General features: G+C 37.2%; 15 protein-coding genes. 5 read left to right on the forward strand and 10 right to left on the reverse strand.

The window, feature by feature from the left end; genetic code table 11:
- Positions 1-82: 82 nt before the first annotated feature.
- The 4 genes from ugpB to ACFILU_RS09250 form a co-directional block, all read right to left on the reverse strand.
- Entirely contained in the window at positions 83-1,417 is a 1,335-nt protein-coding gene (gene ugpB / locus ACFILU_RS09235) for a sn-glycerol-3-phosphate ABC transporter substrate-binding protein UgpB (RefSeq protein ID WP_375675679.1), read from the reverse strand.
- A 758-nt stretch (positions 1,418-2,175) separates the two neighbouring features.
- Positions 2,176-2,898: a glycerophosphodiester phosphodiesterase gene (locus tag ACFILU_RS09240; RefSeq protein ID WP_375675680.1), complete on the reverse strand. Its 723-nt coding sequence runs from the start codon at positions 2,896-2,898 to the stop codon at positions 2,176-2,178.
- Between the two features lie 76 nt (positions 2,899-2,974).
- On the reverse strand, positions 2,975-4,531 hold the full coding sequence (gene guaA, locus ACFILU_RS09245; protein ID WP_375675681.1) for a glutamine-hydrolyzing GMP synthase: 1,557 nt from the start codon (positions 4,529-4,531) through the stop codon (positions 2,975-2,977).
- A 132-nt stretch (positions 4,532-4,663) separates the two neighbouring features.
- A complete protein-coding gene (locus ACFILU_RS09250; RefSeq protein WP_375675682.1) occupies positions 4,664-5,950 on the reverse strand; it encodes an RsmB/NOP family class I SAM-dependent RNA methyltransferase in 1,287 nt (428 codons plus the stop codon).
- 454 nt (positions 5,951-6,404) lie between these two features.
- On the opposite strand from ACFILU_RS09250, the gene ACFILU_RS09255 reads away from it, so the two are divergent.
- Positions 6,405-6,551: a hypothetical protein gene (locus tag ACFILU_RS09255; RefSeq protein WP_375631092.1), complete on the forward strand. Its 147-nt coding sequence runs from the start codon at positions 6,405-6,407 to the stop codon at positions 6,549-6,551.
- Between the two features lie 179 nt (positions 6,552-6,730).
- Here ACFILU_RS09255 and guaB read toward each other — a convergent pair whose 3' ends face one another.
- The 3 genes from guaB to ACFILU_RS09270 all read right to left on the reverse strand — a co-directional run bounded on the left by guaB (position 6,731) and on the right by ACFILU_RS09270 (position 11,741).
- Entirely contained in the window at positions 6,731-8,230 is a 1,500-nt protein-coding gene (gene guaB, locus ACFILU_RS09260; RefSeq protein ID WP_273790618.1) for an IMP dehydrogenase, read from the reverse strand.
- A gap of 150 nt (positions 8,231-8,380) precedes the next feature.
- Positions 8,381-9,952: a phospholipase D family protein gene (locus tag ACFILU_RS09265; protein WP_375675684.1), complete on the reverse strand. Its 1,572-nt coding sequence runs from the start codon at positions 9,950-9,952 to the stop codon at positions 8,381-8,383.
- A 403-nt stretch (positions 9,953-10,355) separates the two neighbouring features.
- Positions 10,356-11,741, reverse strand: a complete 1,386-nt coding sequence (locus ACFILU_RS09270; RefSeq protein WP_375631094.1) for a sigma-54-dependent transcriptional regulator — start codon at positions 11,739-11,741, stop codon at positions 10,356-10,358.
- A gap of 252 nt (positions 11,742-11,993) precedes the next feature.
- On the opposite strand from ACFILU_RS09270, the gene ACFILU_RS09275 reads away from it, so the two are divergent.
- Positions 11,994-12,353: a hypothetical protein gene (locus tag ACFILU_RS09275; protein WP_375631095.1), complete on the forward strand. Its 360-nt coding sequence runs from the start codon at positions 11,994-11,996 to the stop codon at positions 12,351-12,353.
- Between the two features lie 275 nt (positions 12,354-12,628).
- On the opposite strand, the gene ACFILU_RS09280 is transcribed toward ACFILU_RS09275, so the two are convergent.
- Both ACFILU_RS09280 and ACFILU_RS09285 read right to left on the reverse strand, forming a co-directional pair.
- Complete coding sequence (locus ACFILU_RS09280) at positions 12,629-13,621, reverse strand: SIS domain-containing protein (RefSeq protein ID WP_375675685.1); 993 nt, start codon at positions 13,619-13,621, stop codon at positions 12,629-12,631.
- A 39-nt stretch (positions 13,622-13,660) separates the two neighbouring features.
- Positions 13,661-14,551 (reverse strand): UTP--glucose-1-phosphate uridylyltransferase, encoded by an 891-nt coding sequence (locus tag ACFILU_RS09285; protein WP_375675687.1) that lies wholly within the window; start codon positions 14,549-14,551, stop codon positions 13,661-13,663.
- A gap of 265 nt (positions 14,552-14,816) precedes the next feature.
- On the opposite strand from ACFILU_RS09285, the gene ACFILU_RS09290 reads away from it, so the two are divergent.
- On the forward strand, positions 14,817-16,070 hold the full coding sequence (locus ACFILU_RS09290; RefSeq protein ID WP_375675688.1) for a lytic murein transglycosylase: 1,254 nt from the start codon (positions 14,817-14,819) through the stop codon (positions 16,068-16,070).
- A gap of 14 nt (positions 16,071-16,084) precedes the next feature.
- The gene (locus ACFILU_RS09295; protein WP_375675689.1) at positions 16,085-17,161 is read left to right on the forward strand and encodes an SGNH family hydrolase; all 1,077 of its coding nucleotides are present in this window, start codon (positions 16,085-16,087) and stop codon (positions 17,159-17,161) included.
- Between the two features lie 162 nt (positions 17,162-17,323).
- On the opposite strand, the gene ACFILU_RS09300 is transcribed toward ACFILU_RS09295, so the two are convergent.
- Positions 17,324-19,348 carry a M3 family metallopeptidase gene (locus ACFILU_RS09300; RefSeq protein WP_375675691.1) on the reverse strand — a complete coding sequence of 675 codons (2,025 nt, stop codon included), beginning with the start codon at positions 19,346-19,348 and terminating at the stop codon, positions 17,324-17,326.
- 553 nt (positions 19,349-19,901) lie between these two features.
- On the opposite strand from ACFILU_RS09300, the gene mgtE reads away from it, so the two are divergent.
- Positions 19,902-21,278: a magnesium transporter gene (gene mgtE, locus ACFILU_RS09305; protein ID WP_273790627.1), complete on the forward strand. Its 1,377-nt coding sequence runs from the start codon at positions 19,902-19,904 to the stop codon at positions 21,276-21,278.
- The last annotated feature ends 1,114 nt before the right edge of the window (positions 21,279-22,392 follow it).

The raw sequence follows: 22,392 nt of genomic DNA on the forward strand, positions 1-22,392 counted from the left end.
TTAAATGTAGAGACTTTAAAAAGGTAAACAAAAAGGACTCAACTGTTTTGTTGAGTCTTTAATGTTTAACAATAAAACGAAATTAATGATTAGATCTTTCAAATTCACGCAAGAGTTTATTTCCACGTTCAACGGTCTCATCTAAACCATCTTTCGGCGTTTTTGAACCACTAAGAACAGCTTCCAACTCTTGATCAAGAATGGCACGGATTTGTGGTAAATTACCAAATCTTATCCCTTTTGAGTTAACTGTTGGTGGATTAAGATTAATCTGTTTGATAGCTATATCCGCACCTGGCGTTTTTTCATAGAAATGTTGTTTTTTACTCAATTCATAAGTCGTTTTTGTGGTTGGAAGATAACCTGTCTCCTGATGCCATTTTGCTTGATTTTCTGTTTTTGAAAGAAATTTAAGAAAAGCGGCTGCCCCTGCATATTCCTTTGGGGTATGGCCCTTAAACGCCCAAATAGAAGCTCCCCCAATAACTGAATTTTGTGGTGCTCCTTCTGTATCCTTATAGTACGGTAGCATACCAACCCCCACATTAAACTGAGCTTCAGAAACAATTCCAGCATGTGATCCTGAAGATTGCATAAAAATTGCACAATTTTGTGCCATAAACATTGGTGTTGAATCTAATGCACCTGCTGGACCACCGTAGCGGAAAATACCTTGATCAGACCACTTTTTCAGGTCAGTCCACATACGCACTTGTAAAGGTCCATTAAATGCAAGTTCTGAATCAAGTCCTTTAAAGCCATTTTCCTTTGTTCCAAACGGAACATTATGCAACGCTGAAAAGTTTTCTATACCAATCCATTGAGCGGCATAAGCCATTGTAAAACCACAAGTTGCTGCTTTAGTCTCAAGAATTTTTTTGGAAAAGTTTTCTATATCTTGCCACGTTTTAGGAGGCTGTTCTGGATCAAGCCCTGCTTTTTTAAAGATATCTTTGTTATAATAAAGGATTGGTGTTGAAATATTGAATGGCATAGAAACCATACGCCCCTGTTCATCGGAGTAATAGCCACTAATAGCAGGAAAATAATCTGTAGAATCGAACTCTTGTTTTGTATCAGCCATAAGTTGATAAAATGGATAGATTGCGCCTTTTGCTGCCATCATAGTTCCAGTACCAACGTCATAAATTTGAGCAAGCACTGGCTGTTTCTTTCCACGAAATGCTGCAATAAGTGAAATCAAACCCTCTTCATATTCACCGCGATATGAAGAAACAACTTTATACTCAGATTGACTTGCATTAAAATCGTTAATAAGATTTTCAGTTTGCTTTCCTAATTCACCACTCATAGAATGCCAAAAGCTGATTTTTGTCTGCGCAAAACTTGCTGTTATTCCCGCTGTGGACATTATGATAGCAACCGTGGCCGCTATGGAAAGATAAAAACGACTCATGGTTCACCCTTTCTGAAGTGATGGAATACAAACTACCCCTAAATTTATAGTATTACACATGAACATGCTATGACAGTTTTATTTCAGAAACATATTCTCTCATTTAAACAGGAACCACCAAAAGGTCAAATGAATTTGTTTAAATTTATTCATTTTCTTTTATAAGCATTCTTATGTATTAACGAAGAGACAAATAAAACTTTTCTTAAAATTAAAAAATCATTTTGAGCGCTTAATAGTCTCTTTCCCTGTAACAAGATCACGCCCCTCACGCAAAACAAAATGACAATGTATGACCAATTTCCATGCTGTTAAAAAATCTTTCAATACATCTACATTTCGTGATAGCTCCTATAATATGAGCCATAAAGCCTCTCCACTAAAGTATATAAGACTTTTTGTATACCATCACTTTTACACTTCATAAAAGTGCAAAACGACATCATCATGTGAGACCCTAATGCTTCAACAAATCTTGCATTTAAAATACGTTAAATGAATATTTTTATTCTTTTCTCAATCATTTTTTATCCACACACCAACCCTGCTTGTAATGTGCAAACGAATGATTTGAATTGATTCATTGTAAAAAGATTTGAAATAAGAAAATCTTATGTATTAAGGTCTATTATTCACATGAATAAACCATTAATTATCATTATAAATCAATGTATTATTGTTATATATTAGATAATTTTTATTCTTTTATTACGCTAGCTTTATGAAAATATATAGTTCCTTTTGTGTTGATGTGTTTTTTACCTTTGTGCACGCAATTGCAATGCGAGATCAGGTTGATCTGTCGTAATGTAATGTACAGGCATATCAAGCCAATGTGATAACCGAGCTTTTCCATTAATTGTCCATACCCCTACAGTAAAACCAGCCTCAAGAGCTGATTCAATAAAGTTCTGTGAAACAATGGAGCCATCTAAACTTAGATCAGAATAACCTAATTGCTTCCATTCAGAAAAATGACGGTACATATCACCTTCAAAATTATCAACACATGGACCAGATGGTATTCCTGCTTCAATAAAAGGACGAAGGATAAAAGGATCAAAACTAATTGCAGAAACCCGTTCTAATAAATTTCGGCTTTTTATTAGTGCAAGCGCTTTTTGGGATAATATTGTTTCACGCTCCACTTCACCACATGTTTTGATTTCAAGATGCAATGCAACATTCGTTGGTGCTAAAAGATCAAGCACTTCTTCTAATAAGGGAGGTGCTTCTTGGCTTCCTTTCACGCAGAGTTGTTTGCGTGTTTCATTATCAATGTTGTGAATATACCCCTTTTTCCCAACCAATTGGTCTAAACGGAAATCGTGAAAGACAACCACTTCACCGCTTTTCAGCAAATGAACGTCGCATTCAACTTCATCAACACCTAACGCTATAGCATTATTAAATGCTGAAAGGGTATTTTCAGGATAAAGATGAGCTCCTCCACGGTGTGCAACAATTTTTTTCTCAGACACGCAAAATCCCACACTTCTCAATTTTAAACGATATTGACGTACAGATTGTCAGATAAAAGCTTATTCTTCATTTCAATTATTCCCATTCAATAGTACCAGGAGGCTTTGAGGTTACATCATATACAACACGATTAATCCCTCTAACTTCGTTAATAATACGTGCTGCTGTCTTACTTAAAAATGCCATATCATAGGGATAAAAATCAGCGGTCATTCCATCTACAGATGTGACAGCGCGAAGAGCACAAACAAATTCATAAGTGCGATCATCCCCCATAACACCAACAGTTTGAACTGGAAGAAGAACAGCAAAAGCTTGCCAAATTTCATCATAAAGACCGGCCTTACGGATTTCCTCAAGATAAATAGCATCTGCTTCGCGTAAAATTTCTAATTTTTCACGTGTTACAGCACCTGGACACCGAATTGCAAGGCCGGGACCTGGAAAAGGATGGCGACCAATAAACTGCTCCGGTAGCCCTAACTCTCGTCCTAGCGAGCGAACCTCATCCTTAAAGAGCTCACGTAACGGTTCTACAAGTTTCATCTTCATCTGTTCTGGTAGCCCACCCACATTATGATGGCTTTTAATGGTTACCGTTTCACCAATAGCAGACACACTCTCAATAACATCTGGATAAAGTGTTCCTTGTGCTAAAAACTCTGCACCTCCTATTTTTTTCGTTTCTTCTTCAAAAACTTCAATAAAAAGGCGACCAATTGTTTTGCGTTTTTTTTCTGGATCTGTCTCACCTTTTAAAGCATTAAGAAACACATCAGCAGCATTAACGTGAATAAGCTCTATATTATAGTGATCACGAAAGAGCGTGAGAACTTCTTCAGCTTCATTCTTGCGCATCAGCCCATGGTCTACCAAAATACATGTCAGTTGATCTCCTATAGCTTCATGAAGGAGTACCGCTACAACAGATGAATCCACTCCCCCTGAAAGACCACAAATCACACGACTTTTCCCAACTTTTTGTCGTATCGTAGCAATTGCCTGCTCACGATAAGAAGCCATTGACCAATTGCCTTTAATAGCAGAGATCTTATGAACAAAATTTTGCAAAAGTTTTGTACCATCCGGTGTATGGATAACTTCAGGATGAAACTGTACCGCATAAAAATGTCTTTTTTCATCCGCAATAGCCGCATAGGGAGCTCCTTTTGAGGTTCCTATGACACGAAAACCTTCTGGTAAAGCTGCCACACGGTCACCATGGCTCATCCATACTTGATAACGAGAACCTTTTTCCCACACTCCATCAAAAAGGGCGCTCTCTTCTTGCACTTCCAAAAAAGCACGCCCAAATTCACGCTCATGCCCAACTTCAACCTTTCCTCCAAGCTGAACACACATGACTTGTTCACCATAGCAAATACCCAGAATCGGAATACTCGCCTCAAAAATTTCCATTGGAGCACGCGGAGAGCCCTCATCAATAACGGAATAAGGACTCCCTGATAAAATAATAGCTTTAGGATTTATGCGGCGCACAACTTCTAAAGCCAATTGAAAAGGAGCAATTTCACAATATACCCCCATTGCTCGTACCCGTCGTGCAATAAGTTGTGTAACTTGTGAACCAAAGTCAATAATAAGAACAGTGTCTGGGTGTGATATGCTCATAGAAAACCAATCAACAATTGTAAAAGAAAACTCATGAGAGTTATGATTTAATCTTTCTCTTTTCACAAGCCTGTTTTCTTAAGAAAAAGATTATTCTCGTAAAGTTTATGATAAAAAGTGCAAAAATATGGATCAATGTTTTTTTTGCAACACAGATAAAAAGAACCCATCTGTTTGTGTTGTGGCTGGCGACAAAGTAAGTCCATAATTTGAAAAAACTGGTTGCACAGGAGAAAAACTAAAATGTTTCTGCCAAAGCGCTGGCATATCTATTGGAGAAAAATGAGAATGCTGTTGAAGGAAATGGGAAATTTGTTCCTCATTTTCATCTGTAAAAAGAGAACAGGTAATATAGATTAGGCGCCCATTTGGCTTAAGATAAGCTATCGCTTCATTCAAAATAGCCCTCTGTTCTGTTTGGCGTTGTTTCACCTGTTTTAATGTTAAACGCCATTTCGCATCTGGACGACGACGCCATATTCCTGTCCCACTACATGGTGCATCTAGTAGAACTCTATCCATCTGGCCTATTAATGGCTTCAATTCTTCTTTTTGTGCTCGTGTTTGTACATTACGAACACCAGCGCGTCGAAGACGATCAAAAATAGGAGCTAAGCGCGCTTTATCGGAATCATAAGCATAAATTTGCCCACGATTGTTCATATCGGAAGCTAAAGCTAATGTTTTGCCCCCAGCACCTGCACAATAATCTAATACCTGCATGCTCTCTTGCGCTTCCACAAGGTGAGCAACAATTTGAGATCCTAAATCCTGTATTTCAAAGTGTCCTTTTTGAAAAGCTTGTTCCACTTGAACATTGGGATGACGATTAAACTTTTCAATCGGTGCAATTCTTAAAGCTTGCCCAAACCATGGAAAAGATTTAAGTTTGGTTTTTGCTAATTCTTTCAGCACCTTTTCTGGTGTTGCCTTTAGGTTATTTACCCGTAGGTCTAAAGAAGGACGCGTTGCTAACGCAGCTGCTTCAGTGATCCAATTATCACCAAATAAAGGACGCAGATGCGCTTGACACCATTGCGGAATATCACCACGAATATAGTCTGGAGCATCCACTAATTGCTGACCTTGCCACGATTTACGCTGCTTAGCCCCTAATAACTGTGGTGCAAACCGATCTTCTGCCAACTCACCATCAATTTGCTCCAGCGTCATTTTTCCATAATCTAATAAGGCACCAAAAACGATATCTCGGATATCATCACTCTCCATACGCCATTGTAAAGAATAACGTCGTCTTAAAACATCATAAACGATTGTACCAATAGCTGCGCGATCACCTGCTCCAGCAAAGCGATGAGAAAGCCCCCAATCCTTTAAAGCTGCTCCTACTGGGCGATGCTTCATTTCTATCTCTTTGAGAACATCTATTGCTGCTTGCAAACGCCCACCTAATCGCATTCATTTCTCCCATTAAAATAATAAAATTTTAAATCATCTAAAAAAATAATATTATCGTCTTCTTGCCAATGGAACCTTCTCAAAGCCATAAAAAATTTACATTCAATATTAAAATGATCTGATCATACTTTTTTATAAGATCCAATTTAGAGTATCTAAATTTTTCCTTTCATCTTCTGCCCATTCGTTTTTTATCCTTCTACCTCTTATACTAAAAGATACGTAGCCATCCATAAAGAACTTATTTCCGCCATGCATTACGAAAAAATCAAATATCTCCCATCTTTGTACGGCTATCCTGCTGAAAAAATAGAAAAAGTCTTCTCATAAAATTAAACAATTTCATCTTACGTTCAACAAAAAATTAACTTTTTAGAAAATGCTTGGAACCACTATTTGGCATGACCGTTTTTACTCTAATGGCAACTGCCAGACAATTTAAAAGGAGAAAATAATGACTTATAATAATGGAAAAACAACTTCGTCTAAAAGCCGTCATAATACAATGCCCTCAAACAACGGAAAGAAATCCATCCAAAGTGATCAGACAAACACTCGCCAACGTGCGTCAAAGACTGGACGGAAGACAACAAAAAGTTAATTCTAATTTTATATAACTTATTTCATATAGTCTTAACAGAAAGAATTAGAGTTTTGACCTCTAATTCTTTCCTTTTTGGGATTATTACACCAAATTACAAACAGAAAAAAGCGCAGTCTCTCTTTCTTATTCTCGGAAGATTTTATATTTATGCAATATGACATTAGGATCTTGTATCTTTAAACTGGCCCACGATAATTTGGACTCTCTCGTGTGATAGAAACATCATGCGTATGACTTTCATGGAGTCCCGCATTCGTAATACGTACAAACGTTGCTTTTTCACGAAACTCTACAAGATCTTTTGCTCCAACATACCCCATCGAAGCACGAAGTCCACCAGCAAGCTGATGTAGAACTGATGCTATAGGACCTTTATAAGCCACCTGCCCCTCTACACCCTCAGGAACCAACTTAAGTTCATCACGAACATCATCTTGAAAATAGCGATCTGCCGATCCTCGTGCCATAGCACCAACAGATCCCATGCCGCGATAAGCTTTAAAGGATCGTCCTTGATATAGATAAACTTCACCAGGGCTTTCTTCTGTACCCGCTAAAAGAGAGCCAATCATAGCAGCACAAGCCCCACCTGCTAAGGCTTTAGCAAAATCACCCGAAGCTTTTATCCCCCCATCAGCAATAACGGGAATACCGACCTTATCAGCAATTTCTGCCGCACTCATAATGGCTGCAAGCTGAGGAACACCAACACCTGCAACAATTCGCGTTGTGCAAATAGAACCAGGACCAATACCAACTTTTATAGCATCCGCACCACTGTCAATCAAAGCCTGTGTTGCTTGCGGAGTTGCGACATTACCAGCAATAATGGCTGGAGAAAACGTCATTTTTTTAATACGCTCAACTGTGTCTAATACACGCTGAGAATGTCCATGTGCAGTATCAATCACTAGAATATCAACACCTGCATCAATTAATCGTTCAGCCCGCTCAAACCCATCGTCCCCTACACTACTTGCAGCTGCAACACGCAAGCGACCTTGTGAATCTTTGGCAGCGTTTGGATTTAATTTTGCTTTTTCAATATCCTTAACTGTTATCAGTCCGACACAACGATTCTGTTCATCCACAACTAATAATTTTTCAATACGATGATGGTGTAAAAGATACTTTGCTTCATTGAGTTGAACATTTTCACGCACTGTGATTAAATTTTCATGCGTCATTAATTCATAAATTTTTTGTTTGGGATCCGATGCAAAACGCACATCCCTATTTGTCAAAATGCCAACAAGCCGTCCAGCAGTTTCACCTTTAGCACCATTTTCAACAACCGGAATACCGGAAATACCATGAGAGCGCATCAAAGATTTTGCTTCTTCAAGTGTTGCATCTGGTCCAATGGTGACTGGATTAACAACCATACCAGATTCAAACTTTTTTACTTGGCGGACCTCTTCTGCCTGCTCTGCAGGAGACATATTACGATGAATAACCCCAAGACCACCAGCTTGAGCCATCGCAATAGCCAAACGCGATTCTGTTACCGTATCCATTGCCGCAGAAAGCAATGGCAAATTGAGCTTAATATCCGCTGCAATGCGCGTACTGAGATCCACTTGACTAGGCATAACAAGAGAATGACCGGGTTGTAAAAGTACATCATCAAAAGTCAGTGCCAATGCACCTGTCCCCGTTTCAACAATCTTTGCCATAGCAAAATTCCTTTTATAATAAAACACCGCAAGGAGCTTTAAAATACAACTGCGGTTCTCATACATGGTAGATTGGCAAAAAATTATGCCATGCTACAAACAAAATGAAAAGAAAAATAAAATATTTTTTTAAGTGTGGTTTATAAAAATTTACAATTGTGATTCAATAGGTAACCAACTTATTATTTTTGCAAATGCGCGACGCCAAAAATTGCTTTCTGGCTCATAGTCAATGCTATATTTTTTTTCATTTTCAATAAAATCCCAATAAATACGATTATTATCACCAAGACGCAGATGATAGCTCATTTCCCCTGTGGTTTCTTCAGAAAACAACAAGTCTAATCTTGTTGTAATGGGAGCACATTCAAAAAGAATGCCCATTTCTGTATTTAATGATGCTGATCTTGGATCAAAATTTAAAGATCCAATAAAAGCTGTTTTACGATCAATTAAAAAAGCTTTGGCATGTAAACTTGCCTTACTCGATCGAAACAATCGTAACCCATGAGTATTGCCTTCCGCTTTTAATTCATAAAGATTAACACCACTTTTCAACAATGCCTTACGATAAGGTACATAACCACCATGCACTAATGCTACATCAGTAGCTGCTAAAGAATTTGTCAGAATTTTGACATCAACACCCTTTGAAACCAAATTACTAAAATTCTGCGTGCCAACCTTACCAGGAACAAAATAAGGTGACGTAATCTGAACCGTTTTTTGGGCATTTCCAATAACCTTTGAAAGTGCCTTCATAAGCCAATTGCTTGCTTTTTTACGCAATGCTTTTTCTGGAGGGTCAGAAAGAACAACAACTTTGTCTGCTAAAAATAACCGCTTTCCTGTTTGGATAAAACAATTAAAGTTAATGTGCTCTTTGACATAATCTAAATAAACTTTTGCAACCTTGGAATCACGAAACTTTCGTAATTTATCTTTCCAATAGCTAAGATCACTTGCGCTTTTAGGAACAACCAAAGTATGAATTGGCAAAACAACAGCACTATTCCAAAAATCATCAAAGATACTTTCTACCTTTTTAACAGAGGGACCGATTAACATCAAATCTAAATCTCGAAAATGGGATTCTTTACCAGCATCAAAATAAGAATCTGCAAGATTACGTCCTCCTACAAAAGCGACCCTGCCATCAACAATAAAAGCTTTATTATGCATTCTACGTGTTACGGTAATTGCCCGTAATATAATTTCTAAACCACGGCGTAAACCACCTTTACGAGATCGCCCTGGATTAAACATTCTCACCTCAATATGAGGATGTTTATCTAGCGCAATATAAGCTGGATCACGTGCCTGAGCATTAATATCATCCAAAAGAAGCCGTACCCGAACACCCCGATCTGCTGCCTCAACTATTTCACTTAATAATAGGCGCCCCGTTAAATCATCGTCCCAAATATAATACATCAGATCAAGGCTACGCCCAGCCTCTGCAGCTCCTATTGCACGAACACAAAACGCATCCAAATTGCTGATAATGAGGGAAAGGGCATCTTTATCAATCCCCAATCCATTTTCTTCCTCAGCTAATTGACTGACGATACGATCAAGCTTAGTTTCATCTTTCTGAATAGGTAACGCATAAGAACACTGCCCCCTAGCATTTTTCACAAAACGCCCATAGGTGTAGATTGCCAACATAGATGCAATAAAAAAAAAGAGGACAAAACCAATAACAATCTGTAAAAGAGTCAAAGAGGATAAACTTTCTATTTTAAACTATCACATCATCAGTAATGCAAACGATAACACTAATCACTTTATCTTAATCGTATAGCAGATAAAATGCCACTTCTTGCTTAAGAGAGTATAAATTTAATATTGATGATACAAAAATTTTAGCGGTAGTATTTAAAAGTTTTTAAAAATGCTTCTCTGTTTTAATAAATGTAAACTTAACTAAAATTGTATAAATTGAAACAAACGATTAAAATAATCACATAAAATTTATATTTGATTTAAATCTACAAAATCATCCTCTATAGATAAATTTTACAATAAATAATTGTTTTCTTAAGCTTCCCCCACGAACTTTATCAAAATCCACTCTATTTTTTTGAAACTCATGCTTGTCATGAAGAGAAATTTGTTATGAATTTTACTTTCGTTCTTGATTTCTTATTGCTCTCAATTCTTCCATTTTTCTATAAAGTGTAGAGCGACCAATATGAAGGCGGCGCGCAATCTCACTCATATGTCCTTTATAATGTTTAATCGCTTTCTCTATAATATCATGTTCCATCTCTGCAAAAGTACGCACATGCCCATCAGTATTCAAAAATTTTATCGATTCTTGTTCATTATCTTCTTGTATATTACCCTCAATGATATTGGGAACATTCATTAATGAATTTCCCATTAATTGCGGAAAATCTCGAACAGTTAATAACGGTCCTTCACTGAGTAAAATCGCACGAAATAAAAAGGTTTCAAGCTCATTTCTATTGCCAGGCCAATCATACTGCATAAGCAAGGAAAGAGCAGAGCCTGCTAAACCATGGACATGTGATCGCCCTGTTTCTGTGATAATGCGATCAATCAAACGTTGTGTAATCTCTGGAAAATCATCCCTTAATTCTCGTAAAGCAGGGACGCTAATAGACAAGTGAGAAAATTGTTCAAACAAACTATGCAAAAAAAAGTTCTCATTAACCAAGTCCTTTAAACGCGATGTTGAAATAGCAATGATCCGAAAAGGGAAAAATCCTCCTTTTGTATCCCTTTCCCTCTCTTTAAGGTAATGAGCAAACCGTTTTTGCTGTATGGGCTCAAGTCGATCAATATCACAAAGGCAAAGTGTCCCTTTTTCAAGAGAAGAAACCAATGGTAGGAATTCTTTAAACCACTGCTGATTTTCTTCTTCTGGATCAACGATGGCTGAACATTGAAAGCGAACAAAAACACCCTCCGAAAATAATCCCTCATGATGAATAATCCGAGCTAATGTCTCACGTCCTGTTCCAGCTTCCCCCTCTATCAAAAGATTCTGTAAAGAAGTTGCTGCTTGTCTCGATTGTTCTAACACTATCTGCATAGCTCTACTTTTTACGCAAAGATCAGAAAACCGTAAATGATTCTCTTTTTTTCGCCGAATATCTCGAACCTCATGCTCCAAGGCAGAAATAAGAGCAAGAATATCCAAAGTAACTCTTACGCGTAATAATGTTACTGGATGGATCCAATAATCAATAGCTCCAGCTGTTAAAGCTTTCTGGAGTAAATGCTGATTCTCTTGTTGTGCTATAACGACAATAGGAACAGAAACACCAGCAACTCTAATCATTTTAATCAAATCGCTCACACTCAAATCACTCATAACGACATCAAGGAGTGCAAGCACAATGTTTTTACGCCTGTGTAAAAGATCAATCGTACGGAGACCATTTTCTGCTTCAATGACACGATAACCAAAACCTCTCAGCATAGCAGAAAGTTCTATACGTCTTCCATAATCTTCACTCGCAACAAGAATGGGACCAACCATAATGTCAATAATCTCCTTTGAGACTACTCAGCAGCTTAATATCAAAATTGTTGTAAACCATAAGAAATATTTCACCTCTTGTGTTTCACTTACAAACTTCATCAAGCTATCAATTAAATACAACATTAAGGCATTTTTTTCCATTTTTTTGCTTTTTCATTGATTTTCATTAAATTTTTCATATTGACTCATGGGGTAATTTAATAATGTTATAGAAACTCGAGAGCAAATAATCTAAATAGAGTGCAATAAATGAAACATACCTTTCATATTTTATGTCTTACAATCACCGCCTTGCTGTTAAGTGCCTGTAAATTTTCGCAATATTATAATTCAAATATGCCAACTGGAATTGATGGGAAATGGGTTGATGAGAATGGTATTATTTCTTCTTTCCACAATGGTGTTTTTGAAACGCGTGCAGCAGATACAGAAGAAAAACTATCAGAAGGGGCATATAATTATCTCAATGCCCAAAATATAGAAATTGAAATACGCTCTATTCTCCGTGGAACAATTTCTAGAGTCAATTGTACAATGTCATATGACGCCACACAACTTCTCTGCACCTCACATACAGGAGCACAGTTTTTCCTTAAGCGGAAATCTTAAACAAAGTACAAGGGAAACCTCTCTTAAGAACAGAGGGAGCACACACATTAAGCAGGAGGCGATCCGTTCTCCTCCTGATAGAAAATCCTCTCTAAAATACGCAAAGAGGCTGGTATAATCTTTACCCTGAGAATTTTCTAAACATTATGAAATGCGTAAAATAATCATTTTCTTCCACAAAATATCAGTCAAGCCACCTACAATAAAATTGTAACTTTGTATCCTGCAATCTATTTCAACCTAAAATAACATTTTATTTGATAAGGAAGCTTAATCTAAGCAGCGCCAATGCGCAAAAGATCATGAAAATGGACAATTCCTATCGGTTTTTTATCTTCAACCACAAAAAATGCACCAATCTGATGATCATTAATAAAAGCTGTTGCTGCACCAACAAGTGTATTTGGCTTTACAACTTTAGGAGCTTTGGTCATCACCTCGTCAACATTAAATTTTGATAAATTAAAATGAATGTTACGTGCAAGATCGCCATCAGTTACAATTCCGATTAGTTCACCTTCTTGATTCACAACACCAACACAACCAAAATGTTTTTCCACCAAAACATTCATCGCTTCAGTCATAGCTGTTCCCTGCATAACCAAAGGAATATTATCACCCTCATGCATAATATCACACACGTATTTAAGGCTTGCACCAAGAGAACCACCAGGATGATATATTTTGAAATCCGTTGCGGTAAAACCACGCATTTCTAAAAGAGAAACCGCTAATGCATCTCCCATTGCCAATTGCATAATTGTTGAAGTTGTAGGGGCTAAACCATGGGGGCAAGCCTCTTCTATCTTTGGTAATAATAGTACAATATCAGCTTGTCGTCCTAACACAGAGTGCTTACTTGATGTCATCGCAATAAGGGGGATACGAAAACGCGCCGCATAACTCATAATACCACTTAACTCTTGAGTTTCACCAGACCATGATAAAGCAAGAATAACATCATCAGATCCAATCATACCAAGATCACCATGATTGGCTTCTGCAGCGTGAACAAAAAAGGCAGGTGTTCCAGTTGAGGCTAAGGTTGCTGCAATTTTTGTCCCTATATGACCACTTTTTCCAAGACCAGTAATGACCACATGTCCACGAGCATTTCTAATAGTTTGAACAGCCGCTTCAAAAGAAGAAGAAAGACTTTCCAGAAGAGCTTTTTCAAGGGCTTCAAGCCCCTGCTTTTCACTGGCAAGTGTTTTAAGCGCTGATACAACAGCACCCTGCAAAGCCATATGAGGAGACGGTATTATCATAATCAAATTCGATCAATAAAATTAAGTGAGAGATCTATATTATTTTTCAACATTAATGGTTTCCAGTAAATTTTTCAATGAGGCAGAAACGTGGCTGTGCATATCAGCGCGTGCCAAAGAAAATGCAACGTTGGCTTCAATAAAACCAGCTTTAGAACCGCAATCAAAAGTGCGCCCTTTTACTTGCAAACCCCAAAAATCTTGCTCATTTGAAAGCCGTATCATAGCATCTGTTAATTGAATTTCATTTCCTGTTCCCCGTTCTTGAGTAGAAAGAATATTAAAAATTTCTGGCTGCAAAATATAACGTCCATTGATGTACAAATTTGATGGTGCCGTTCCTTGTACTGGTTTCTCTACCATTTTTGTGATTTCAAAACCATTTGCAATCTGTTTGCCTTTCCCAACAATACCATATTTATGTGTTTCTCTAGGATCGCATTCCTGAACTGCTATAATATTTCCCCCACCCACCTTTTCATAAAGACTAATCATCTCAGAAAGACAGCCATTTTTCGCCTGTATCAACATATCGGGTAATAACAAAGCAAAAGGTTCCCCTGCAACTAATTCACGCGCACACCAAAGAGCATGCCCTAATCCCAAAGGTTGCTGTTGCCGAGTGAAAGAAGTTGACCCTGGTAATGGCTGTAAACGGTATAAATTTGCAAGATCTTCTTTCTTTCCACATTCAGCAAGTGTCGTGTATAATTCAACTTGCGCATCAAAATAATCCTCAATGACTGCTTTGTTACGTCCAGTCACAAAAATAAAATGCTCAATACCAGCTTCCCTCGCCTCATCCACAACATATTGAATAACAGGTTTATCAACAACTGTTAGCATTTCTTTAGGAATCGTTTTTGTCGCAGGAAGGAAACGCGTCCCAAGACCTGCTACTGGGAATACTGCTTTCCGGATTTTACGCACACTCACCCTCCTCAATGAATTCATATAACTTTTTTGTTTTATTTATCATATGTTTTTACGAAATGGTAAAAAAGATATCTTATTGTTTTGATTATCATTATAATGGGCAATTAAAAATGTAAAAAGAGTCTGAGAATTTATTGAAAGGATTAAAACGTATTATTTATTCAGTTTTTTCCTCTTCTTGATCATATTATCAATTAAACTAAATACAAAATAAAGTTATTGCACATCTAATGAATTGAATATTAATGGGGATTTCAAAATGCAAAAAACAGAATTGAAGACTCTCTTTTTAGAGAAGTCAATAACTTGGAGAACTCTTTTCACTGTCTCTGCCGTTATTTTTTCTGCTTTTTTTATGTTTTTTATATCCCTTTCATATGCTGATAGCGGATTTAAACACTGGATTAAAGAATTTAAAAAAATAGCTATTGCTCACAATATTAACCCTTCTACGTTTCATATGGCGTTTAAAGGTGTTAATGCCATTGATCCAGAAGTTCTAAAAAGCGCCGCATACCAACCGGAATTTGTTGCTCCTTCATGGAACTATTTCGATAATCGTGTCCATGATATTGCAATTGAGGAAGGACGGCGCCAAACTCAAAAATGGAACAAATGGCTTCTTCAAATTGAAAAACGTTTTGGTGTTGATCGCAATATTCTGCTTGCTATTTGGTCAATGGAAAGCAACTATGGGAAGGTTTTAGCCAATAAAAGTGTAATGCGTGATACCATTCGCTCTCTTGCAACTTTAGCCTATGCTGATAAAAAACGTGCAAAATATGCATATACACAGCTGATTGCTGCTATGAAAATTCTACAAAGTGGCGAAATTAAACGCTCTCAACTCACTGGATCTTGGGCCGGTGCATTGGGGCATACACAATTTATTCCAAGTAGTTATCTCGCCTATGCAGTTGATATGGACCAAGATGGACGGCGTGATATCTGGAACTCTGTTCCAGATGCTCTGGCTACTGCTGCTAACCTTCTCCACAAAAATGGCTGGCAACCTAATCTTATTTGGGGAGTAGAGGTAAAAGTGCCGCAGGGGAAAAACCTTCCTGAAGGCTGGTATTCCTTTGAACAATGGAAAAAATTAGGTGTAAAACACGCAAATGGGCACCCTCTTCCTACATCAGCTGAACAAGCAATATTAAAATATCCAGATGGAGCAAAAGGACCTATATTTTTAGTCACAAAAAATTTCTTTGTTCTGAAACATTATAATAATGCAGATCGTTATGCGTTTGCTGTTGGCCTTCTTGCTGATCGCATTGCTGGACATCCTGGATTGGTAAATGATTGGCAAAGACCTTTTCAACCTCTTACTTTCCAGGAATGTAAAGAACTACAATCTCGCTTAAGTGCACTGGGCTATTATAAAGGGAATGTTGATGGAAAAATCGGAACAGCTTCTCGCAAAGCAATTAAAGCTTTTCAACTGCGTCACGGTCTAAAAGCAAATGGATATCCATCATCTCAAGTGCTTTTTCTCCTTCGCAAACAATAAGGGAGACTAAATTTTTGTCTTCTTTTCGCCTGATATACTTGACATTATTACTGTTTTCACTTTCTATTGTGGGGATCTTACAGCCATCCCCAAGTAAAGCAACGAACTTCTTCAAATGGTTGTCACAACAAGACAAACAGACACAGCAGCCACCGCAAATTATAGAACAAAAAATAGACAAGCCGCAAAAAAAGATCGTAACACAAAAAAACATACAAAAGCTAAAAAATGAGAATGCAAAGCGCATTCTTGTCATAGGGGATTTTGCAGCTTCTGCTGTTGCCGATGCACTTAAGAAGTCTTTTATAAATAATAGCGATATCGTTATCATGAACAACACAATACCAGCTTCCGGCTTAGTTCGAACGGATTATTATTCTTGGCAAGGCAATATTTCTAAACTCATTGATCAAAATAATCCCGATGTTATTATCATGATGATCGGTGCAAATGATAATCAACCCATCACAGACTCTCATAACATGATTAACACAGATCAGTCAGAATGGATGCGCATCTACAAACAAAGAATTATCGAAATTGCTGAAAGTCTTCATGCCTCTGGAAAACCATGGATATGGATAGGTCAGCCTTCTTTTGGAAATGATCTTTTGACACAAAAAATAAAAATTTTTAATGCGCTCTATCAACAAGAAACAGAAACAGCAGGAGGGTATTTTCTCGATATCTGGAGCGGCTTTAGTGATGAAGAAGGAAATTTTTCTTTTTCAGGCTATGATATTAATGGGAAAATAACCAAATTACGCACCAATAATGGCATGCATTTCACCCCTGAAGGAAAGAAAAAACTTGCCTCTTATTTAGAAAAGCCATTGAAAAATATTTTAAATTTTTATGCCTTTTCTCATGGAAATCCTTACTCAACCGATCAAGCTATTCAAAAACTTATACAAGAATCAGAGAATCAAGAGCGGAGTAAAATTATGCGTCAGCTTCCAATGAGCCTCGATGATATGGCACAACAAAACACTCACCTTTTAGGCAAAAGAAAGTCAAGTTTTATAAAAAAATCATGGTTTCCACCAAATGGGCATCAAAAAGATCGAGCTGATGATTTTTCTTTCCCATAATGTCTATTTAAAATACAAAATCTGTTTTCTTCTATAAACAAAAAGCGAATAAGATAAAAAACTCTGTTTACAGAGCTATAATGAAGAGGAAATTTGCATAACTCGCAACTGCACCTTTCGAATAATATGAAAACGGCATGGTGTTAACCATACCGTTATATCTTATAGTCCACGTTTGTTAATCATTGCCTCTGGTAAAGGCATCCGTCCCCGAAAAGCTTTATAAAGCTCCTCTGGATCACGACTTCCTCCAGCGGAGTAAATACAACGCTTTAAAAGATCAGCGAGCTCTGAATTAAAAACATCTCCCGTTTCTTCAAAAGCCTGAAAAGCATCTGCATCAAGAACTTCCGACCACATATAAGAATAGTAACCAGATGCATAACCATCCCCTGCAAACACATGCATAAAATGTGGGGGACGATGACGCATAATAATTGTGTCAGGCATTTGCAGCTTTTCTAATTCTTGGCATTCAAACACTGTTGGATCAGTGACTGTTTCGCCTTGATGAAAAGCCATATCCACTAAAGCTGATGAGATAAATTCAACGGCAGAAAATCCTGCATTAAATGTCTGTGCTACTAAAACTTTATCTATCAACTCTTGTGGCATAGGATGGCCTGTTTTTGTATGTATAGCATAAGATTTTAATATCTCTGGCACGGTTAACCAATGTTCGTAAAGTTGAGAAGGTAGCTCAACAAAATCACGTGCAACAGATGTTCCCGACACAGATGGCCATGTGACATCAGAAAGCAAACCATGCAATGCATGTCCAAATTCGTGGAAAAGCGTACGTGCATCATCAAGTGATAAAAGAGCAACTTCTCCTTTGGGCGGTTTAGCAAAATTACAAACATTGTAGATAATAGGCTTTTGTCCGCCATCCAATTTATGTTGTGATTGCAAACTACTCATCCACGCACCGGAGCGTTTTGAAGAACGCGCAAAATAATCACCAATAAAATGCCCAAGTAGACTTCCATCAGACTTTTTTACTTCCCACAAACGTGCATCAGGATGCCAAAGTGTAACAGCGTTTTTTTCTTCAAATGTAATGCCAAAGAGTTTTTCTGCTACCCTAAAAGCCGCTTTAATCATACGATCAAGCTGAAAATAATATTTAATCTCCGCGCTATCGAAAGAAAGTTTTTCAGTGCGAAGTTTTTCAGCATAATAACGCCAATCCCAAGCAGCTAAAGACTCATTGCAGCCCTGATTGTTGGCAAAATTTTGTAAGTCAATTTGCTCAGTAGAAGCTTTCGCTCTTGCGCGCTCCCATACAGGCATAAGCAAATCCATAACGGAATCAACACTTTTAGCCATAGTATTATCGAGCTTCAAATCTGCGAAAGATTTATATCCCAATAATTTAGCCTGCTCATCTCGAAGCGCAACAATCTCTACAATAATTGTTTTATTATCATTCTTGTTATTATTTTCACCACGTTTAGCCCAAGCTTGGAATGCAACCTCACGCAAATCACGACGATCAGAGAATTTTAAAAAAGGTTCAACAATCGAACGTGCTAGTGTTAATGCATACGCTTCTCCATTGCCTCTTTCACACGCAATTTCCTTCATTGAAGCAATGAGATCTTGCGGTAAACCAGATAAGTCTGTTTGTTTTAAAAATAGAATCCATCCAGCTTCATCATTTAAGACATTTTGTCCAAAAGTAGCATTTAAAAAAGCAAGTCTTTCATTAATTTCCAAAAGCCGTTTCTTAGCTTTTTCATCGAGTTTTGCCCCATGACAAACAAACTTTTTCCACCATAATTCAAGAACACGTGTTGTTTCACTCTCAAATGTGCCCAGCTGCGACTGTTTATAAAGCATATCTATTTTCGCAAATATCCGCGCATCCATCATCATTTTTGAAGAATAACGAGAAAGTTTTACAACGAACTCTTGCTCTAGCTGTTGAATTAATACATTCGTATGAGCACTGGTGCGTAAGAAAAATATTGAACAGACACGATCAAGCGCTTTGCCGCAAAGCTCAAAAGGCTGTAAAAAATTCTCAAGCGTTGGTGGTTCTTGCACCATCGCAATCGCCTCTAGTTCTTCTTCGGCTTCTTGAAGAGCCTGTTCAAAAGCGGGTTTAAAATCTTCATCACTTATAGAAGAAAAATCAGGAAAACATGAAAATCCCTTCCACTCCAGCACTGCTTCTTTTGCCATAATACTTTATGTCTCCATTATAAATTTAAACTGTAACAATTATCTTTACGACACAAATTGATAACATACTAAAACTATCTCGTGAGTTTCAAAACTACCTTTCAAAACGCTATTGAATAAAAAACCTGAAAATCGCAAAGTTCTTTCATTTTAAACCATATTATATTGAAGCAATAAAGATTATTCGCTCACACATCACAATAGAATTGCATATTAACAAAAACACTTGGAGAAAGGCATAATCTCCACTCTTTACAAAATATTGCTGTAGATTCTTTTGAAAATCACAAAACTGCATTAAAGAAATGATGGTAAAAATCAGAACTGATTTTTACATTTACGCTTTTATATTATCCTCAAATTAAGCTGTATTCTCGTTTTAGTGATTCAGAAACTTGTTTATAACTTATAATTCACCCTTGACTTTACTTCAAATATTAACAATTGGGAATATAGCTGGGGAGTTTTTTTTTAAATCTTCCATAAACTTTTGTTTTTATCTCATCTATTATCTAGATTTATAACTCTCCAACTCTTCAGGAGGTACTTTATCATGACTGAAATCAAAACGGCCTTCGACTTCAAAAATTTTTCTCCTGAAGCTCTTGCTGAAAAGTTAAAGAACCAGCATTTTGCAGACTCTATTGATATCATAAATGACCTCGATAGCATGGAACGTGTAACTATTCTTAGTCTTCTGCCTCTTGATTATGTTATCGAACTTTTTGATAAACCAGAGCTTGAACAACCTGCTGCCATCCTAGAACTTCTCCCTATAAATCGTGCTGTTGAAATTCTTGATGGCATGTCTGCCGATGCTGCTGCAGACGTCTTTCAAGAAATGGATAAAGAAACCCGCACACGACTTTATGCCTTGCTTAACCCCTTAACGCGCGCTGAACTTAAAAAACTCACCAGTTATCCTGACCATACAGCAGGGGCACTGATGACAACAGAATTTATAGCCGTTCCTTCAAACTGGACCATACAAAAAACTTTGGATCACATCCGTGAGGTCGAGCGAACACGTGAAACAGTTTATACCAGCTATGTAATTGACCCTAAAACAGGTACTCTTCTAAAAGCTGTTTCCCTGCGTAACCTTATTCTTGCCTCACCTGATGAACTAATTCTTAATGTCCCTACCCATGACTCGCCCATTACAATATCGCCCTTCACACATCATGAAGATATCGCACGCCTTTTCCAGCGCCATGATCTTCTCTCTGTGCCTGTAGTTGATGAAAGTAACCATGTCATTGGCATTGTAACCGTTGATGACGTGCTTGATACTATGGTCGATGAGATGAATGAAGATGCCTATAAATTTGGGGGTATGGAAGCGCTTAATAAGCCCTATATGCAAATTAAGTTTCCTGAAATGATGAAAAAACGTGGCGGATGGCTCGCTTTACTCTTTATCGGTGAAATGCTGACAGCAAGCGCTATGCAACATTTCGAAACAGAACTCGAAAAAGCGATTATTCTTACACTGTTCATACCTCTCATTATGAGCTCAGGAGGAAATTCCGGCTCACAAGCTACATCCCTTATTATCCGTGCATTGGCTTTACGTGAACTCACGTTGAAAGACTGGTGGAAAGTGATCATTCGTGAAATTCCAACAGGATTATCCCTTGGTCTCTTACTAGGAATTATTGGTGTTACGCGCATTGCTCTTTGGCAAAAACTGGGTATCTACGACTATGGACAACATTGGATTGCTATTTCGACAACAGTGGGTACAGCTTTAGTTGGAATCGTTACCTTTGGTTCTCTTTCTGGATCTATGTTGCCTTTTATTCTTAAAGGTTTAAAATTTGATCCAGCAAGTGCTTCTGCTCCTTTTGTGGCAACTTTAGTAGATGTCATGGGCATTATAATCTATTTTTCTGTAGCTTCCCTCATTTTGTCAGGAACTCTTCTTTAAACATGTAAAGTAAAAACTCTTACTTATGGAAAGATCTTGTCATGTAACCTAAGATTCTTTCCATAAGAGAATAAGCTTTATTATTTATTTTCTAGCGCACCGCTCCATAGATAATTTATTATTTTTTTTGAATAACAGCTCCGAATAACGTAAATTTACCTCATCATAAAGCTTCTCATATTAAATCGATTAAAGTCATCTTCTTGCCAGTCACAAACGAGATCGGTGTATGGCTAAAAACTATTCAAGAAAAAATAAAATACTTCTTATATCTTCTTTCTCGTAGCAAAAACTGGCGCAATATTGACAGCTGAGAAAGAATGATAATGATAATGCTCAACAGCTTTATATTTTTTCACAAAGGCGTTAATAGTATACTATTCGCGTATATTATATCATTTATGAGCCTATCATGGAATGGATGTAGTATACGTTAAGCAATCTCTCTTAAGTACATGAATATGCAACAACAAGTATATTCTGTTTAAAGTGTTCTGTTTGGCATGAAAAGCATGCTCCTATTAGAGAATACGATTAACAAAAGTGTGAGGGGCAAAGCACTATCTCCATGGTTTAAAAGATATTACTTTAGATGCTTTTGAAATTATAAATTGGATTAACAGCAAAGATGGAAATTTTCTTTGGATGCCTTCATATTCTTTCTAAATAAGACTGTATGCCGAGTTCATAAATAAATAAAATAGATATAACTCTTGCCCCAATCTGGCATACAAAAGCTAGAACTTCTTATAAAATTCTTAATCATCTCAATATTTACCTCAAATACACGGTTGCATTAGATCTGGATTTTGATTGACAAGTTATAGAATAAGAAAAAGCTTTATTTAGAATAAGAATGTTGTACAGTTGTCAATAAATTGGCTATGGATTGAGAGATATTCCGGATTTTTATCAATCTCTTTGCAAAACAACAACAATAATACGGCTAGCTTTATACTTACTTACTCTTACAAGAGCTCATATAAATTCCTTGTGTCATATTGATAGAAATCAAGTTGACGGTGATTTTTTGGATAATTCTTAGCTCGAGAATAGAACATACGCACTATAAAAATCCTTTTACGAAGCTCCAGCAATTGAAGCTTAATAGAGC

This window comes from Bartonella sp. CL100XZDX (assembly GCF_042195375.1).
Taxonomy (GTDB): domain Bacteria; phylum Pseudomonadota; class Alphaproteobacteria; order Rhizobiales; family Rhizobiaceae; genus Bartonella.

What these genes read in the sequence shown, in the direction of transcription:
- ugpB (WP_375675679.1), bottom strand. Translation starts at nt 1,417, where the DNA reads ATGAGTCGTTTTTATCTTTCCATAGCGGCCACGGTTGCTATCATAATG.
- guaA (WP_375675681.1), bottom strand. Translation starts at nt 4,531, where the DNA reads ATGAGCATATCACACCCAGACACTGTTCTTATTATTGACTTTGGTTCA.
- ACFILU_RS09250 (WP_375675682.1), bottom strand. Translation starts at nt 5,950, where the DNA reads ATGCGATTAGGTGGGCGTTTGCAAGCAGCAATAGATGTTCTCAAAGAG.
- ACFILU_RS09255 (WP_375631092.1), top strand. Translation starts at nt 6,405, where the DNA reads ATGACTTATAATAATGGAAAAACAACTTCGTCTAAAAGCCGTCATAAT.
- guaB (WP_273790618.1), bottom strand. Translation starts at nt 8,230, where the DNA reads ATGGCAAAGATTGTTGAAACGGGGACAGGTGCATTGGCACTGACTTTT.
- ACFILU_RS09270 (WP_375631094.1), bottom strand. Translation starts at nt 11,741, where the DNA reads ATGGTTGGTCCCATTCTTGTTGCGAGTGAAGATTATGGAAGACGTATA.
- ACFILU_RS09275 (WP_375631095.1), top strand. Translation starts at nt 11,994, where the DNA reads ATGAAACATACCTTTCATATTTTATGTCTTACAATCACCGCCTTGCTG.
- ACFILU_RS09280 (WP_375675685.1), bottom strand. Translation starts at nt 13,621, where the DNA reads ATGATAATACCGTCTCCTCATATGGCTTTGCAGGGTGCTGTTGTATCA.
- ACFILU_RS09290 (WP_375675688.1), top strand. Translation starts at nt 14,817, where the DNA reads ATGCAAAAAACAGAATTGAAGACTCTCTTTTTAGAGAAGTCAATAACT.
- ACFILU_RS09300 (WP_375675691.1), bottom strand. Translation starts at nt 19,348, where the DNA reads ATGGCAAAAGAAGCAGTGCTGGAGTGGAAGGGATTTTCATGTTTTCCT.
- mgtE (WP_273790627.1), top strand. Translation starts at nt 19,902, where the DNA reads ATGACTGAAATCAAAACGGCCTTCGACTTCAAAAATTTTTCTCCTGAA.